The organism is Sphingomonas yabuuchiae, from assembly GCF_014199595.1.
Taxonomy (GTDB): Bacteria; Pseudomonadota; Alphaproteobacteria; order Sphingomonadales; family Sphingomonadaceae; genus Sphingomonas; species Sphingomonas yabuuchiae.
The window spans coordinates 119,996-136,670 of sequence record NZ_JACHNX010000006.1 but is presented as its reverse complement, the minus strand read 5'-3'; the positions used below and the strand labels follow the sequence as shown (position 1 = coordinate 136,670).

Genomic DNA, 16,675 nt, shown 5'->3' with positions numbered 1-16,675 from the left:
TTCCCTGAGGGCCTGTAATTCCTATATACTCGCTATGGCAGATACCCCCCAGACGAACGAATATGGCGCCTCCTCGATCAAGGTGCTGAAGGGCCTCGACGCGGTACGCAAGCGGCCGGGCATGTATATCGGCGACACCGACGACGGCTCGGGCCTCCACCACATGGTGTTCGAGGTTTCGGACAACGCGATCGACGAAGCGCTGGCGGGGCATTGCGACCGCATCGACATCCAGCTGAACGCCGACGGCTCGGTCAGCGTGACCGATAACGGCCGCGGCATCCCCACCGGCATCCACCCCGAAGAGGGCGTGTCGGCGGCCGAGGTCATCATGACCCAGCTGCACGCGGGCGGCAAGTTCGAGAACACGTCGGACGACAACGCCTACAAGGTGTCGGGCGGTCTGCACGGCGTCGGCGTGTCGGTGGTGAACGCGCTGTCCGAATTCCTGGACCTGACCATCTGGCGCGACGGCGAGGAGCATTACATGCGCTTCGCCCATGGCGACGCCGTCGCGCCGCTCAAGGTCGTCGGCAAGGCCGAGCCGGGGCAGAAGGGCACTCGCGTGACCTTCCTGCCGTCGCCCGCGACGTTCAAGATCACCGAGTTCGACTTCGCGAAGCTCGAGCATCGCTATCGCGAGCTGGCGTTCCTCAACTCGGGCGTGCGCCTGTTCCTGACCGATGCGCGGCACGAAGAGCCCAAGACGGTGGAATTATATTATGAGGGCGGGATCGCTGCGTTCGTGAAGTGGCTGGACCGCTCCAAGTCGCCGCTCTTCCCCGAACCCATCGCCATCCATGGCCAGCGCGATGCGATCGGCATGGACGTGGCGCTGGAGTGGAATGACTCTTACTACGAGAACGTCCTCGCCTTCACCAACAACATCCCGCAGCGCGACGGCGGCACCCATATCGCGGCGTTCCGCGCGGCGCTGACTCGTACGCTCAACAACTATGCCGACAAGTCGGGTCTCCTGAAGAAGGAGAAGGTCACGCTGACCGGCGACGACATGCGCGAAGGCCTGACCGCGATCGTCTCGGTCAAGCTGCCCGATCCGAAGTTCAGCAGCCAGACCAAGGACAAGCTGGTTTCCTCCGAAGTGCGCCAGCCGCTGGAATCGCTAATCGCCGACAAGCTGGCCGACTGGCTGGAGGAAAATCCGCAGAACGCTCGCGCGATCATCGCCAAGGTGATTGATGCGGCGGCGGCGCGCGAGGCGGCCAAGCGCGCCCGCGAGCTGACCCGTCGCAAGGGCGTGATGGACATCGCCTCGCTGCCCGGCAAGCTGGCCGATTGCCAGGAGCGCGATCCCGCCAAGTCCGAACTCTTCCTGGTCGAGGGTGACTCGGCCGGTGGTTCGGCCAAGCAGGGGCGCAACCGCCATTTCCAGGCGATCCTCCCCTTGCGCGGCAAGATCCTGAACACCGAGCGCGCGCGGTTCGACCGCATGATCTCGTCCAAGGAAATCGGCACGCTGATCCAGGCGATGGGCACCGGCATCGGCCGCGACGACTTCAACGCGGACAAGCTGCGTTACCACAAGATCGTCATCATGACCGACGCAGACGTCGACGGCGCGCATATCCGCACGCTGCTGCTGACCTTCTTCTATCGCCAGATGCCCGAGCTGATCGAGCGCGGGCACCTCTACATCGCCCAGCCGCCGCTCTACAAAGCGACCAAGGGGCGGTCGGAGGTCTACCTCAAGGACGATACGGCACTCGACGAATATCTGGTCGAGGCGGGCGTCTCCACGATGGTGCTGGAGGGTGCGGGCGGCGCGCGGTCGGGCAACGACCTGAAGACGCTGGTCGATCATGCGCGGCGGATGCGGACCCTGATGCGGTACGTGCCGCGCCGCTACGATGCCTCGATCATCGAGGTGCTGGCGCTGGCCGGCGCGCTCGACCCCGTGCTGACCCGCGAGCAGCGCATGGCGACGGTGGTCGAAACCACGCGGCGGCTGGAGTCGGGCGATCACGAGGCGCACTGGTCGGCGCGTCTTACGGAAGATGGCGGTGTGCATTTCGAGCGGCTGTGGCGCGGCGTGACCGACCACCATATCGTCGAGGCTAGCTTCATCGCCTCGGCCGAAGCGCGCAAGCTGCACACGCTGGCCGCCGAACAGGCGGAGAGCTTCGCCCATGCCGCCAAGCTGGTGCCGTTGCGCCATGCCGCGACCGAGCCGTCGGCCGATGTCGTGCCGACCGATGAGGACGGCAACGCCACGACGCTGGCACGCGGTGAAACCCGCGTCGCACGGCCGAGCCAACTGCTCGAAGCGATCCTGACCTCGGGCCGCAAGGGGCTGGCGATCCAGCGCTACAAGGGTTTGGGCGAGATGAATGCCGAGCAGCTTTGGGAAACCACGCTCGACCCGGCGGTCCGCTCGATGCTGCGCGTGACCTCCGACGATGTCGCGGCGGCGGACGAGGTGTTCAGCCGGTTGATGGGCGAAGTGGTCGAGCCGCGTCGCGAATTCATTCAGGACAATGCGCTGAACGTGGCGAATCTGGACGTGTAAGCCAAATTATCCCGCCCTCCGTTCGGGCTGAGCGAAGTCGAAGCCTAAGGGAATCGCGTGGCCTTCGACTGCGCTCAGGCCGAACGGAGCGGGGGAATGGACCCGTCAAGCAGGAGAGAGCAGGCATGAAGGCGATCGCACTGGGACTGATGCTTGCGGCGGGCACCGTCGCGGTGGCGCAGCAAAAGCCTGCCGCTCCGGCCAAGGTCCCGGCTTATGTCGCCGCCGCGCTGGCCGACCCCGCACGTGCCGATCAGGCGGGGGACGACGAACGGCGACAGGCCGCCGCCGTCCTCGCCTTTTCGGGTGTGAAGCCCGGCGACACGGTGATCGATTACCTGCCGGGCAAGGGCTATTGGACGCGTATCTTCTCGGGCGTCGTCGGGCCGAAGGGCCATGTCTATGCCTATTGGCCCGCCGCCGGGCAGAAATATGCCGAGAAGTCGCTGGGCACGATCCAGGGCTGGAACTTGCCCAATGCGACCGCGCAGGTGCAGGCGGTCAACTTGCCCGCCGCCGACAAGCCGGTCGACCTGTTCTGGACCGTCCAGAATTATCATGACGTCGCCAACAAGGATGCGGCCGAACCCGCGCTGCGCGCCTTCGACCAGGCGGTGTTCAAGCTGCTGAAGTCCGGCGGGACCTATGTCATCATCGACCATGCCGATACGGTGGGCAAGGGGCTGGCCAACACCAACACGACGCACCGGATCGACCCCGAGGCGGTGAAGCGGCAGGTCCAGTCGGTCGGCTTCCGCTTCGTCGGCGAGAGCAAGGTGCTGCGCAACTCCGAGGACGATCATTCGAAGAATGTGTTCGACCCCGCCATTCGCGGGCGGACGGACCAGTTCGTCTACAAGTTCCGCAAGCCTTGAGGTCGAAGACTTAAGCCCCTCCCGCAGGCGAGAGGGGTTTGGGGAGGGCGGGTGCCTCGTAGAGACGGTCGCTTGTGGCGTTCCCTCCCCCACCTCTCCCGTAAACGGGAGGGGCGTGATGCGCGGAGAGGGCAGGGCTTGGCCTTCGACTTCGCTCAGGCTGAACGGCTGTTGTGGAGGACCTGCTCCCTCGCTCCGTTCAGCCTGAGCGAAGTCGAAGGCCATGGACCACCCGCAACCGCGAGACCTAAAGCAGGATGACATTACGCTGAGTCAATGTGAGCCCCTCCCCTTCAGGGGAGGAGTTGGGGTGGGGCCTTTCCACGAACGCCGCGCTTGCCGAAGCGCCCCACCCCCGGCCCCTCCCCTGAAGGGGAGGGGTGGGTCCATTTCAGGTCTTCAGAGTCTAGACCGGCACCCGCAACACCGCCCGGACCCCGCGATGCGCCGGGTCATATTCCACCGCCGTCTGCAGGCTTTGCGCCATCACCCGGATCAGCTTCGCGCCCAGCCCCGTGCCTTGCGGCTTCTGGTCCGCCGCCATGCCGCAGCCGTCATCCTCGACGGTCAGCACGCAATGGCCGTCGGCCTCATTCACGAAAATCCGCACCTCGCCCCCGCCATCGGGATAGGCATATTTGCAGGCATTGGTGACGAGTTCGGTGATGATCACCCCGATCGACACCGCGCGGTCGGTCTTCACCCGGATCGGCTCGGCCGAGAGGGTCAGGGTGCGGGGCAGGGCATCGCTCGACCAGCTCTCACCCAGTTCCTCGATCAGCGAACCCAGATAGTCGCGCAGGTCGACCTGTTCCACGTCATTGGCGGTATAGAGGCGCCGGTGCACCTGCGCGATCGCGCGGATGCGACGCTGGGTGTCCTCCAGCATGTCGCGGGCGCGGGGGTCGGTCAGCACGCCCTTCTGCAACCCGATCATCGCCGAGACGAGTTGCAGCGAGTTGGCGACGCGGTGGTTCACCTCGCTCAGCATCGCCTCCAGCCGGGCATTGGTGGCGCGCAGCTCGGCTTCGGCGGCGGCCTTGGCGCGCTCCAGCCGGGCGCGGTCGAGCACCTGGGCAAAGCTGGCGGAGAGCAGGTCGAAGAAGTCCTCACCGACCGTCTTCACCACATAATCCGCCGCGCCGGCCTTCAGCGCGGCGACGGCGATGCGCCCCTCGTCCGATCCGGTGACATAGACCACGGGGGGAGGGTCGGGCAGCGCGGTGATCGCGGCGAGCGTCTCCAGGCCGTCCATCCCCGGCATATAATGATCGACCGCGACCAGATCGAAGCCGCCCTGCGCCGTCCCCGCACCAGCCATCGCGACGCCCTCCGCCCCCGATGCGGCGGACGCCACGTCATAGCCATGCCGCCCCAGCGCGCGCGACACCAGCCGCCGCAGCGCGTCGTCATCGTCGATATAGAGGATGCGGGGGGCCGCGCCGGTCGTCATGACGGGGCGTTCAGCCCTCGACCTCGGGCACCTGGATCACCGACAGGAACAGGCCCAGCTGGCGGATGGCCTGGGCGAAATTCTCATAGTTCACCGGCTTGGTGATATAGACGTTGCAGCCCAGATCGTAGCAGCGCTGGATCTCAACCTTGTCGTCGGTGGTGGTCAGCACGACGACCGGCGCGCGGCGCAGCGGGCTGTTCTCGTCCTTGATCCTGGCGAGAATGTCGGTGCCGCTCATGTCGGGCAGGTTCAGGTCGAGTAGGACGAGCGCCGGGCCGCTCTTGGCCGGGCCGTCGGGCGCATGGAACAGATATTCCAGCGCGGTGGTGCCGTCGGTGAAGTGACGAATGTCGTTCAGAATACCGGCGCGCCGGATATTCTTCTCGATCAGGCGGGCATGGCCCTCATCGTCCTCGATCATGACGATGCCCACGGAGCGATGGTCGTTCATTCAGGCACTTTCCTGGAGGGGAGGGGCAATGGAAAGGGCGGGGGGTAGCGACAGGAAGAAGGTCGCGCCTTGACCCAGTTGAGACTCGACGGAAATCGTACCGCCCAGGCGATAGGCGAGCGCACGGACATGGGCCAGGCCGATACCCTCGCCCGGCTGGTCCTGCTGGCCCGAACGGCGGAACAGATCGAAGATGCGCTGATGGTCGCGCGGGTCGATGCCCCGGCCATTGTCGCGCACCGCCACGATCACCCGACCCGGCGTCTCCTGCGCGGAGACATGCACCTCGGCGGGGCGCGACGGGTGGCGGTATTTGGTCGCATTCTCGATCAGGTTGGACAGAATCTGTTCCAGCGCGATGCGGTCGCTGACGACGACCGGCATCGGTCGCTCGATCGTCACGGTGACGCCGCGATCGTCGATGACGTGGCGGATTGCATCGGTGATCTGTTCGACCAGCTGGTCCAGCGCGATCATCTCGGGCGCAAGCACCCGGCGGCCTTCGCGGCTGAGTTTCAGGATGGCGTTGATCAGCCGGTCCATCTTGGCGGTCGAGGTGCGGATGAAGCCGATCGCCTCGGGCAGGTCTTCGCGCGCCGCCAGTCGGGCTTCCTCGGTCACGATCTGCGGTGCCTCCGACTCGGCGCGGTCGATCAGCTCCGCCAGGGGCTGGGTCGCGGCCGACAGTTCGGCGGTGAAGCCCATGACGTTGACCAGCGGCGAGCGCAGATCGTGGCTGACGATATAGGCGAAGCGCTGAATCTCCTCGTTCGCCAGGGCAAGGTCGGCGGTCCGCTCCTTGACCTGATCCTCCAGCGTGGCGTTGAGCACCGCCAGCGCGCTGCGCGAACGGTGGAGGTCGCGGGTGTAGCGGCGGATCGTCAGGAAGGAGACGGCGACGACCGCCAGGAACAGCAACGCGGCGATCGCCATGACGGTGGAGAAGGTCTGGCGGCTGGCGACCTGCTCGGCATCGCGAAGGGCCAACAGGCGGCGTTCCTCGCGCGCCATCGCATCGAACACGTGGCGCAGCTTCTGCATCCGCAGCAAACCGCTGTCGGCACGGAACTGCCGCAGGGCATCGGCACCGCGCCCCTGCTGGACCAGGGCGTTGGTCTGGCGCTGCGCGGCGTCGAGATCGGCGAGGCGCTGCTCCACCATCGCCATCGGCGCACGCTGGCGCGGATTGTCGGCGGTCAGGCGGCGGAGTTCGTCGACCTGCGGGGCCAGCTCGGCATGGGCGCGCTCGAAACTGTTCAGAAAGGCCGGGGTGCCCGCCAGCATGTAACCGCGCCGGGCAGTCTCCTGCTGCTCGGCCAGGCGGCGCACTTCGATCAGGACGCCTTCGACGCGGTAGGTGTGGATGACCCAGTCGCTGTGCCGGTTCGTCTGGCGCACGACATAACCGGCCGCGCCAGCCGCGACGAGCAGCGCCAAAAAGCCGATCGCCATGGCGGCGACCAGGATGCGGCCGATGGGATTTTCGGCCGGTGCGAGCGTGGGAGACCCCTGCATGGCACCATGCCTTATCGAAGGAAAAGCAGCGACGCCAGAGCCGTTACGTCAGCATTACGGTATCAATTAAACATGGCATTACAGCAGCAGTTCCTGGGGGCTGGGCCGCCCGACATGACCGCCACCACGCCGCCGCGCCATCTCGGTCTCGGCGGTGAATCGGACATCGGGGTCGCGGTCGCTGAGGAAGCCGATCAGCGAGTCCTCGTCGATCTCGCGCCAGTCCTTGCCGCGATCGGGGCCGTAGCGGACACGCGGCAACAGCCCCGGACTGCGTGACCATTCCAGCAGCTGCGCCAGGCTCGCCTCGTTCAGCTGGTCGCGTAGGTGATGCGCGGTGACATAGGCGTCCGGGAAGGCGCGGTGGATGGGCAGGCCGCGCTCATGAACCAGTCCGTGCGGCTTGCGCCAGTAACGCAGCACCTGGTTGGAGAAGCTGGGGCTGTCGGGCCACAGGCGCAGCGCGCATTTCCAGGTGCAGATCCAGTCGGCCGACTGGGTCATGGCCGGGGTGCAATATTGCTGCTCGAAATCCGCGCGATGCGCCGCCAGCGCCAGGCGGCGCGGCCAGGGATCGAGCACGCGACGCGCGACGTCATGCCACCAGGGGGCATCGGCGACCTGCTCGTCCAGGATATGGTGGATGGCCTGCGTGATTGGCGGGATAGGGCGGCCGGGATTGACCAGGATGCTGCCGCCTTCGCCCTCCAGCTCCCAGCGGCCGTCCTTGCCCAGTGCGACATCCTGCCAGCCGATCTCGCACACGCCGTGCGTGGGCGGGGCCTGTCCGGTGGTCTCCAGGTCGATGACGCGGATGATCTGGGGCTGGGGACGCTGCATCGCCCCTATGTGGGCGTTCGAGCCCCGAAAAGCGAGGGCTTATCCGATCAGCGCGCGGTCGCGCAGGCCCCGCCAGACATGCAGCGCCTGTACGGTTTCCGCCACGTCATGCACGCGGATCAGCTGGACTCCCGCTTCCGCGCCCTTGATCGCCAGCGCCAGCGATCCGCCGAGCCGCGCATCGACCGGGGCCTCGTTCGACAGCGCGCCGATCATCCGCTTGCGGCTGGCCCCCAGCATGATCGGGCAGCCCAGGCCGTGGAAGATGGCCAAGCCGTTGATGAGCGCCAGATTGTCGGCCAGCGACTTGCCGAAGCCGATGCCGGGATCGACCATGATCCGCGACCGGGGAACCCCCGCCGCCTCGACCGCCGCGATGCGTGCCTCCAGCCAGTCGAACACCTCGGTCACGACATCGGCATAACCGACCCGGCCATGGCCGCCCTTGTCGGGGTCGGGGGAGTGCATCAGGATGACGGGGCAGCCCGCCTTGGCCACCACCTCCAGCGCGCGGTCGTCCCATAGCAGGGCGGCAACATCGTTGACGATCCCCGCGCCCGCCGCCAGCGCGGCCTCCATCACGGCGGCCTTGCGCGTGTCGATCGAGACCAGCGCGCCGCCCTTGGCCAGCCGCTCGATGACGGGGGCGGTGCGGGCGATCTCGTCGCCTTCCCAGACGGTCGCCGCGCCGGGGCGGGTGGACTCGCCGCCCAGGTCGATGACCGCCGCGCCCATCGCCGCCATCGCCATGCCGCTGTCGGCGGCGGCGGCCGGGTCGCCGATATGCTTGCCGCCGTCCGAGAAGCTGTCGGGGGTGACGTTCAGGATCGCGGCGACCTGCGGCTGGTCGAAGCGCAGGGTGCGCGGACCCATGACCCAGGGCGCACGGGGCGACGTGAAGGCGGCATGCAGCGCCCGGGCGCGGGGGGAGCCGCCCAGTTCCTCCGCGAAGCGCGCGATGGGGACGATGCGGCGGCGCGCGCCTTCACGGACCTCATAGGCGGCGAACCACTGCATCCCGCCCGCCAGCCGGGCGACGCTGCCGTCTTCCAGTCCCACGGGGGTGTCGACGAATTGGACGGGGCGCAGGTGCATGGGATGGTTCCTAAAATCCTCCCAGGCACGGGGAGGGGGACCGCCGCGAAGCGGTGGTGGAGGGGGCGTGCCGCTAAGCAAGTCCCTTGTGGAAGCCCCCCTCCGTCAGCGCTGCGCGCTGCCACCTCCCCGTGCCGGGGAGGATCGTTTTACGGCTGCGTCGCCAACAGCCAGGTCTGGCGCATCGCGTCGATCGGCTTCAGCGCGCCTTCCAGCTCATAATGCCAGAAGGTCCAGCCATTGCAGGTCGGCCGGTTCTGCAACACCGAGCCCAGCCGGTGGATCGACCCCGCCTGACCGCATTCGGACAGCAGCGATCCGTCCGCGCGCACCGTCGCGCGCCATTTGCGCTTGGCATCCATCAACGGCATGCCGGGCAGCAGATAGCCATTCTCGACCAGCGTCCCGAACGCCACCTTGGGCTGCGCCTTGGGGCTCTGCATCGTCGCCAGCGCGCTTTCGTCGAGCGGCAGGGCGGCCTCGATCCGCTCGATCGCGGCGGCGCAATAGGTCGGCTCGCGTTCGATTCCGATCCAGCGGCGACCCAGCCGCTTGGCGACCGCCCCGGTCGTGCCGGTGCCGAAGAAGGGATCGGCGATCACGTCGCCGGGCCGGGTGCAGGCGAGCAGGATGCGATAGAGCAGCGCCTCGGGCTTCTGGGTCGGATGGACCTTGTGCCCGTCCTTCTTCAGCCGCTCTTGACCGCCGCAGATCGGGAACTCCCAGTCCGAGCGCATCTGGATCTCGTCGTTCAGTGTCTTCATCGAGCGATAGTTGAAGGTGTATTTCGCCTTCTCGCCCTTGGATGCCCAGATCAGCGTTTCATGCGCGTTGGTGAAGCGGGTACCCTTGAAATTGGGCATGGGGTTCGACTTGCGCCAGATGATGTCGTTGAGGATCCAGAAGCCCAGATCCTGCACCGCGGTCCCGACGCGGAAGATGTTGTGATAGCTGCCGATGACCCAGAGCGAGCCATTGTCCTTCAGGACGCGGTAGCATTCCGACAGCCAGGTGCGGGTGAAGGCGTCGTAAGCGGCGAAGGTGTCGAACTTGTCCCAGGCGTCGGTGACGGCATCGACATGGCTGCCATCGGGGCGGAACAGCTCGCCGCCGAGCTGGAGGTTATAGGGCGGATCGGCGAACACCATGTCGACCGACTTGTCGGGCAGCGAGCGGAGCGCCGCGATACAATCGCCCATCAGGATCTGGTCGAGCGGCAGGTCGCTTTCGCGGTGCGCCGATACCGGCCGCGTCCCGATCGGCTTTCCCACCGTCTGGATCACCCCCATGCTACCCGTTCCTTCTACCCTCGAACCCTCGCATCCACCCGGAACGAGTCGCACGTCAAGAGGCGATTCATGTCCGCGACTCGCGCGATTCCGCCAGATTAGATGACATGTTGCTATTTCGTGGCAGATGTTGGGGCTGTGGATAACTTCGCCCCCAAGGGAGTGGGGTGTGGCCGTTGCGACTCGCGGTTAACCTAAAATCCTCCCCAAGCTCGGCTTGGGGAGGGGGACCATCGCGTCAGCGATGGTGGAGGGGCTGACGGAGCGGCCACGCCCCTCCACCACGCCCTTCGGGCGCGGTCCCCCTCCCCATCTGACGATGGGGAGGAATTAGGGCGTCACAAATCCAGATAGCATTGCGCCACGGGCGCGAAACTGCGGCGGTGGAGCGGCGTCGGGCCATGTTCGCGCAGCGCTGCCAGATGGACGGCCGAGCCATAGCCCTTGTTGCTGTGCCAGCCATAAGCGGGCCACTCCGCCGCCGCCGCGATCATCATCTCGTCGCGGACATGCTTGGCGACGATCGAGGCCGCGCCGATCGCCAGCGACTTGGCATCGCCTCCGACGATCGCGGTGGCGCTATAACCCCATTTGGGCAGCTTGTTGCCGTCGACCAGCACATGGGCGGGATGGCATCCCAGCGCCTCGACCACCGCGTCGACCGCCAGCGTCATTGCCTTCATCGTCGCCCAATAGATGTTGAGCCGGTCGATTTCCTCGGGGTGGACGATCCCGACCCCGACGACCGCGCAGCCACGAATTTCGGCACACAGGCGCGCGCGCGTCTTTTCGGTCAGCTTCTTGGAATCGTTGATGCCGGGGGGGCAGTCCCGTTCGGGCAGGATGACGGCGGCGGCAACCACCGGCCCCGCCAGCGGTCCACGACCCGCCTCGTCCACGCCGCACAGGGGGGCGGGAAAATTGTGATCGACCATAAGCGCGCTCTATCGCGGGGTGGCGGGGAAGGGAAGATGATCCTCCCCGGCACGGGGAGGGGGACCAGCCGCAGGCTGGTGGAGGGGGTGTGCCGCAAAGGTCATCCTGTGTGGGAGCCCCCCTCCGTCAGGCCTGGCGGCCTGCCACCTCCCCGTGCCGGGGAGGATAAGGCTCACCCCCAGCGCGCGGCGAAGGCGGCGGCGTCCCAGCCTTCGCGGCTGATCGCGGCGAGCAGGTGGTAGAAAGGCACCATGCCCAGGCCGTGCCCCATCGGCCCATGCCCCCGGCCCAGCCCCGGCGCGGCGGCGAGCGCGGCCTGGACGAAGGCGATGGCGCGGTCGACCGCGTCGGCCAGCGGCAATCCCTGGCCCAGCCCCGTCGCGATGGCGCTGGCCAGCGTACAGCCGGTGCCATGGGTCGAGTTCGTCTCGCGACGGGGATGCTGCCAGCGTTGCTCGGCCCCGGACTCGACCAGCCGGTCCTCGATCACCGGGCCTTCGCCATGGCCGCCCTTGACCAGCAGGGCGCGTGTCTGGTGCCGCACCACCGCCTCGCCGCCCAGCGCCGCCAGTTCGGGAAGGTTGGGCGTGGTCAGTGCGGCCAGCCCGAGGAAACGCCGAAAGGCGGCGATCACGTCCGCATCGGCCAGCACCGACCCGCTGGTTGCGATCATCACCGGATCGAACACGACGGGCAGGTCCAGCGCCTCCAGCCGGTCGGCCAGCGCATGGGCGGTCTCGGCCGATCCGATCATGCCGATCTTGACGGCATCCGCGCCGATATCCGCCAGCACGCTGTCGATCTGCGCCATCACCATGTCGGTCGGGACGGGGTGCACCGCCTGTACGCCCAGCGTATTTTGCGCGGTGATCGCGGTGATCGCGGTCATCGGATAGCCACCCAGCATCGCGACCGTCTTGATATCCGCCTGTATCCCCGCACCTCCGCCTGAATCGGAACCGGCGACGATCAGGATGCGGGGCGGGGGCGTGGCGCTCATATTTTTGTCATGCCCGGCGGGCAGGTGCTGGGCAAGCGCGACCACGCGGACAGGGGCGGTGTCCATCAGCGACATGGCGCGGAAATGGTCGCGTAAAAAAGCACTTGGTCGCCAGAGAATGGACGGCGGCTATATGGCCTGTTCGTGACGTTTGATTTCCGGACCCCTCCGGCCCCTTCTCCTGCTGCACCGCGTCATTATTTCGGTCGCGCATCCATCGGCGTGCTTTCGCGTTGCTGCGCATCGTGGATGATGAGGGAGACCAGAGTTGATCGTCGATGCCGTACCCCGCACTCGAATCATCATCGCCGAGGTTTGGCGTCCGCTGCTGGCGCTGTTCATATGGGACGTGATCGTCACGGTCGCCTATTATGTCCTGCCCTTCAAGGCGCCCTCGCTGCCGCTGACGCTGTTCGGTACCGCACTGGCGCTGTTTCTGGGGTTCCGCACCAATTCGGCCTATCAGCGCTGGTGGGAGGGGCGGCAGCTCTGGGGCCTGATGATCAACGCCTCGCGCAACATCGCGCGCAGTGCGCGCAACTTCCTGCCCGAACCTGAAGGGCATGACCTAAAGCGGTCGATCGTGCTGCGCCAGATCGCTTATGTGAACGCGCTACGCTGCCAGTTGCGTAAGCAGCCGGTCGATGGCGAGGTGCTGCGTTTCCTGTCGCACGGCGAGGCCGAACCCGCGCTGGCACGGACCAACACCGCCAACGGCCTGCTCGACGGTACCGGCCGCCGCATCGCCGATGCGCAGCGCCGGGGCTGGATCGACACCATTCAGCAGGCGCAGATGGAATCGGTGCTGGTCGACATCGCCAACTCGCAAGGCGGCATGGAGCGGTTGAAGAACACGCCGCTGCCCAACCAGTATCGTTTCATCCCGGCCTTTTTCACCCGGCTGTTCTGCGTGCTGCTGCCCATCGGTCTGGTCGAGACGCTGGGTTTCGCGACGCCGGTCGGCTCGTCGATCGCGGGGCTGATGTTCCTGGCCGCGCTGCAGATCGGTGACGATCTGGTCGATCCCTTCTCGGATACCGTCCACGACCTGCCGCTCAGCGCCATGTGCCGGACGATCGAGATCGACCTGCTCCAGGCGATCGGCGACCCCGCGCCCGAGCCGATGAAGCCGGTCGACGGGGTGTTGTGGTAAGCTTGTCTTATTCCTCCCCTGCAAGGGGAGGTGGCAGCGCGAAGTGCTGACGGAGGGGTGTCCCGCTATCGAGATGGCGACACCCCTCCACCAGCTTCGCTGGTCCCCCTCCCCTTGCAGGGGAGGAATTAGCTCTCAAGCCGCGTTGTCGATGCCCAGTTCGCCGAGCTTGCGGTAAAGCGTCGAGCGGCCGATCCCCAGTCGCCGGGCGACCTCGGTCATGCGCCCGCGATAATGGCCGATGGCGAGGCGGATGACGTCGGCCTCGATATCCTCCAGCGGGCGAAGATGCCCGTCGGGGCGGAACAGGCTGACCCCGCCATTGGGGCTTCCCGCCGTCGCGCCCGTCGAGGCGGAGGGGCGATCCCCCAGCGAGGCGATCTGCGGGAAATCGGCGGTGGTCAGCGCATCGCCCTCGCACAGCACGGCGGCGCGGAAGAGCGCGTTCTGCAACTGGCGGACATTGCCCGGCCAGTCGTAACGGCGGAGCAGGTCGAGCGCGTCCTCGGTGATGTCGAGCTGGCGCAGGCCCGGCTGCTGCGCGATGCGGTCGAGCAGATGACGGGTCAGCGCGGCGATGTCGTCGGCGCGCTCGCGCAGCGGCGGCACGGCGACATGGGTGACGTTCAGCTTGTAATACAGGTCTTCACGGAAACGCCCGGCCTCGACCGCCTCGACCAGCCGCACGTCGCTGGCGGCGATGATCCGCACATCGACCTCGCGCGCATGGCGGGCGCCCAGCGGCAGGATCGCGCCGGTCTGGAGCATGTCGAGCAACCGCGCTTGGGTTTCGGGCGGCATTCCCGACACTTCGTCGAGAAACAGCGTCGAACCATGCGCCTCGACCATCTGGCCGATGCGTCGTTCGAACGCGCCCGCAAAGGCGCCTTCCTCATGGCCGAAAATCACGCTGTCGAGCAGATTGGCCGCGATCGTCGAGCAGTTGACGCCGATCATCGCCCGCTCGGCACGGGGCGAGGCGGCGTGGATCGCCATGGCGAGCGACTCCTTGCCGACGCCGCCTTCACCCTCGATCAGGACGGGGGCACGGGTGCGCGCGGCCTTTGCGGCGACGGCCAGCGCGGCGCGGAAGTCGGGGGCGTCGCCGACGATCTCGTCAAAGGCGAGAAGGGCGGGAATCTTCTCGGTCAGCGGGCGAAGCTCACCGCTGGTCTGGCCCGCGACACAGGCCTCCAGCGCGGCGAGCAGCCGTTCGGGGGCGAGCGGCTTGACCAGGAAGTCGGTCGCACCGGCGCGGATCGCCGCCACCGCCTGCGCCACCGAATCATTGGCGGTCAGCATCAGGATGGGCAGTTCGGGGCGAAGGGCGTGGCAGTCGGCGATCAGCGCGGTGGCATCGGTGCCCGGTGCCCAATGGTCGATCAGCACGGCGTCCAGCTCGCGCCCCTGCGCCGAACCCAGGACCGAGGCCGCCATGTCCGCATCCGTCGCGAACAGCGTGCGCCATCCGCCGCGCTGCGCCAGCGCCGCGATCAGGCGTTGCTGTGCCGGCTCGTCATCGATCAGCAGCAGCAAACGTTGGCCGTTGCGCGTCATAGCTTGTCCTGTAACCCCTATTCGCCACTGTATAGCGCAACTTTGTTAAAATCCGCGTTAATTCGGGACAATCCCTTTTACCATAGGCCGGGCCCCGGATCATTTTTGAGATGGTTGGCGGATCATGCCGAAAGCCGCAAGGATCCGCGCCGGTCGTTTCGGGGTTGATCCCGGCGGTCCGTCGAATAAGCTCCGACAGGTTCATGCGGCGCGGGTCACGGCGGCAGGACGATAGCGGAGGTGAGGATCATGGCGGGCAACGATACCGGCATCAACAACGGCCCCGGCGGCATGAAGGCGCATGTCGCCACCTATGACCTGATGATCGGCATGCTCAAATGGGGTGCGGTGGTCGCCGCCATCCTGGTGGCGATCGTCCTCTGGCTGATCGCCTGATCCGGTGGCCCTGCGCATCGCGGTGCTGCGCGAAACCGCAGCCGACGAGGCCCGCGTCGCCGCCACGCCGGAAACCGTCAAGAAGCTGACCGCGCTGGGCGCGACGCTGGCGGTGGAGCGGGGCGCCGGGCTGGGTGCGGGCATCGCCGACAGCGATTACGAGCAGGCGGGCGCGCAGCTCGGCGAACGCGCCGGGGTGCTGGCGGGGGCGGCGATCGTCCTGGCGGTGCAGGCGCCCGACCCCGCGACCCTGGCCGGGACCGCGCTGGGTGCCTGGGTGATCGCGGCGTTCGATCCCTTCCGTCGCGGTGACATGGTTGCGGCCTATGCGGCGGTGGGGCTGGAGGCGCTGGCGATGGACTGGATGCCGCGCATCACCCGTGCGCAGTCGATGGACATCCTGTCGTCCCAGTCGAATCTGGCGGGTTACAAGGCGGTGCTGGAGGCGGCGAGCGCCTATGGCCGCGCCTTTCCGATGATGATGACGGCGGCGGGGACGATCCCGGCAGCCCGCGTCTTCGTGATGGGCGTCGGCGTGGCGGGGCTCCAGGCGATCGCGACCGCCCGGCGACTGGGCGCGCAGGTGTCGGCCACCGATGTCCGCTCGGCCACGAAGGAGCAGATCCAGTCGCTCGGCGCCAAGCCGATCTTCGTCGAGGGCGTGGCAGGCATCGAGGGTGAGGGCACCGGCGGCTATGCGGGCGAGACGAGCGAGGAATATCGCCGCGCGCAAGCCGAACTGGTCGCCGGGCATATCGCCAAGCAGGATATCGTCATCACCACCGCGCTGATCCCCGGCCGCCCCGCGCCGAGGCTGGTGACGGATGCCCAGATCGCGACGATGCGGCCGGGCAGCGTCATCGTCGACCTGGCGGTCGAGGCGGGCGGCAATGTCGAGGGTGCGGTGCCGGGCGAGGTTGCCGAGCGACACGGCGTCAGGATCATCGGCCACCGCAACATGCCCAGCCGCCTGGCGGCGGATGCCTCGGCGCTGTTCGCGCGCAACCTGCACAATTTCCTTGCGGCCTTCTGGGACAAGGAGGCCGGGCGTCCCGTGCTGGACGCCGAGATCGGCGACGCGATCCGGCTGACCCGCAGTGGCCAGGTGGTGAACCCGAGGTTGTCGCAATGATCCTCCCCGGCACGGGGAGGGGGACCGGCGAAGCCGGTGGAGGGGGCGTTCGGCAAATGCCTCGGCCCGAAGTAGCGCTGGCACGCAAGCTGCGACGGACGATGACATTGCTCGAAGTCATGCTCTGGCAACACTTGCGCGGTTCGCCGGATGGTATGCGGTTCCGGCGACAGCATCCCATAGGCTGCTATGTAGCCGACTTCTTTTGCGCCAAGGCGCGCCTGATCGTCGAAGTCGACGGCGCCATACATGGCGTCGAGGCACGGCCTATTCGCGACACGGCGCGTGACCGATATTTGAACGAAAACGGGTACAGGGTCATGCGGATCGGAGCCGCCGATATCCTGCGCGATGCCGAGGCGGTGGCCGCCTCGATCGTCTCGCTGGCGGCGGCCCCCCTCCACCACTCGCCTGCGGCGAGCGGTCCCCCTCCCCGTGCCGGGGAGGAATAGC

At 67.2% G+C, this 16,675-nt stretch carries 15 protein-coding genes; 6 read left to right on the top strand and 9 right to left on the bottom strand.

Annotated features, from left to right (window positions below; all coding sequences use genetic code 11):
- Positions 1-34 precede the first annotated feature (34 nt).
- Positions 35-2,527 carry a DNA topoisomerase (ATP-hydrolyzing) subunit B gene (gene gyrB, locus GGQ89_RS09665; protein WP_184105602.1) on the top strand — a complete coding sequence of 831 codons (2,493 nt, stop codon included), beginning with the start codon at positions 35-37 and terminating at the stop codon, positions 2,525-2,527.
- A 125-nt stretch (positions 2,528-2,652) separates the two neighbouring features.
- Positions 2,653-3,402, top strand: a complete 750-nt coding sequence (locus GGQ89_RS09660; RefSeq protein WP_184105601.1) for a class I SAM-dependent methyltransferase — start codon at positions 2,653-2,655, stop codon at positions 3,400-3,402.
- A gap of 406 nt (positions 3,403-3,808) precedes the next feature.
- Here GGQ89_RS09660 and GGQ89_RS09655 read toward each other — a convergent pair whose 3' ends face one another.
- The 8 genes from GGQ89_RS09655 to thiD all read right to left on the bottom strand — a co-directional run bounded on the left by GGQ89_RS09655 (position 3,809) and on the right by thiD (position 11,984).
- Positions 3,809-4,855 (bottom strand): sensor histidine kinase, encoded by a 1,047-nt coding sequence (locus GGQ89_RS09655; protein WP_184105600.1) that lies wholly within the window; start codon positions 4,853-4,855, stop codon positions 3,809-3,811.
- A gap of 10 nt (positions 4,856-4,865) precedes the next feature.
- Positions 4,866-5,309 (bottom strand): response regulator, encoded by a 444-nt coding sequence (locus GGQ89_RS09650; protein ID WP_076714029.1) that lies wholly within the window; start codon positions 5,307-5,309, stop codon positions 4,866-4,868.
- On the bottom strand, positions 5,310-6,824 hold the full coding sequence (locus GGQ89_RS09645; protein WP_076714028.1) for a sensor histidine kinase: 1,515 nt from the start codon (positions 6,822-6,824) through the stop codon (positions 5,310-5,312). It abuts the gene before it with no gap.
- Positions 6,825-6,902: 78 nt separating this feature from the next.
- Positions 6,903-7,664, bottom strand: a complete 762-nt coding sequence (locus GGQ89_RS09640; protein WP_056435726.1) for an exonuclease domain-containing protein — start codon at positions 7,662-7,664, stop codon at positions 6,903-6,905.
- Positions 7,665-7,703: 39 nt separating this feature from the next.
- Positions 7,704-8,759, bottom strand: coding sequence for a dihydropteroate synthase (folP, locus tag GGQ89_RS09635; protein WP_184105599.1), 1,056 nt, complete (start codon positions 8,757-8,759; stop codon positions 7,704-7,706).
- Between the two features lie 149 nt (positions 8,760-8,908).
- Positions 8,909-10,048 carry a site-specific DNA-methyltransferase gene (locus GGQ89_RS09630; protein ID WP_276208902.1) on the bottom strand — a complete coding sequence of 380 codons (1,140 nt, stop codon included), beginning with the start codon at positions 10,046-10,048 and terminating at the stop codon, positions 8,909-8,911.
- Between the two features lie 338 nt (positions 10,049-10,386).
- Positions 10,387-10,983 carry a ribonuclease HII gene (locus GGQ89_RS09625; protein WP_184105598.1) on the bottom strand — a complete coding sequence of 199 codons (597 nt, stop codon included), beginning with the start codon at positions 10,981-10,983 and terminating at the stop codon, positions 10,387-10,389.
- A 173-nt stretch (positions 10,984-11,156) separates the two neighbouring features.
- Positions 11,157-11,984, bottom strand: coding sequence for a bifunctional hydroxymethylpyrimidine kinase/phosphomethylpyrimidine kinase (thiD, locus tag GGQ89_RS09620; RefSeq protein WP_184105673.1), 828 nt, complete (start codon positions 11,982-11,984; stop codon positions 11,157-11,159).
- 268 nt (positions 11,985-12,252) lie between these two features.
- On the opposite strand from thiD, the gene GGQ89_RS09615 reads away from it, so the two are divergent.
- Entirely contained in the window at positions 12,253-13,137 is an 885-nt protein-coding gene (locus tag GGQ89_RS09615; protein ID WP_056435713.1) for a bestrophin family protein, read from the top strand.
- 135 nt (positions 13,138-13,272) lie between these two features.
- Here the strand turns inward: GGQ89_RS09615 and GGQ89_RS09610 are convergent, their stop codons facing one another.
- Positions 13,273-14,694 (bottom strand): sigma-54-dependent transcriptional regulator, encoded by a 1,422-nt coding sequence (locus GGQ89_RS09610; protein ID WP_184105597.1) that lies wholly within the window; start codon positions 14,692-14,694, stop codon positions 13,273-13,275.
- Positions 14,695-14,943: 249 nt separating this feature from the next.
- On the opposite strand from GGQ89_RS09610, the gene GGQ89_RS09605 reads away from it, so the two are divergent.
- Genes GGQ89_RS09605 through GGQ89_RS09595 form a run of 3 tightly spaced genes read left to right on the top strand, consistent with a single transcriptional unit; the run spans position 14,944 to position 16,674 of the window.
- Entirely contained in the window at positions 14,944-15,090 is a 147-nt protein-coding gene (locus GGQ89_RS09605; protein ID WP_042485366.1) for an aa3-type cytochrome c oxidase subunit IV, read from the top strand.
- Positions 15,091-15,100: 10 nt separating this feature from the next.
- Entirely contained in the window at positions 15,101-16,222 is a 1,122-nt protein-coding gene (locus GGQ89_RS09600; RefSeq protein WP_184105672.1) for an NAD(P) transhydrogenase subunit alpha, read from the top strand.
- On the top strand, positions 16,219-16,674 hold the full coding sequence (locus GGQ89_RS09595) for an endonuclease domain-containing protein (protein ID WP_338112293.1): 456 nt from the start codon (positions 16,219-16,221) through the stop codon (positions 16,672-16,674). The genes GGQ89_RS09600 and GGQ89_RS09595 overlap by 4 nt, the downstream gene beginning before the upstream one ends.
- Position 16,675 lies beyond the last annotated feature (1 nt).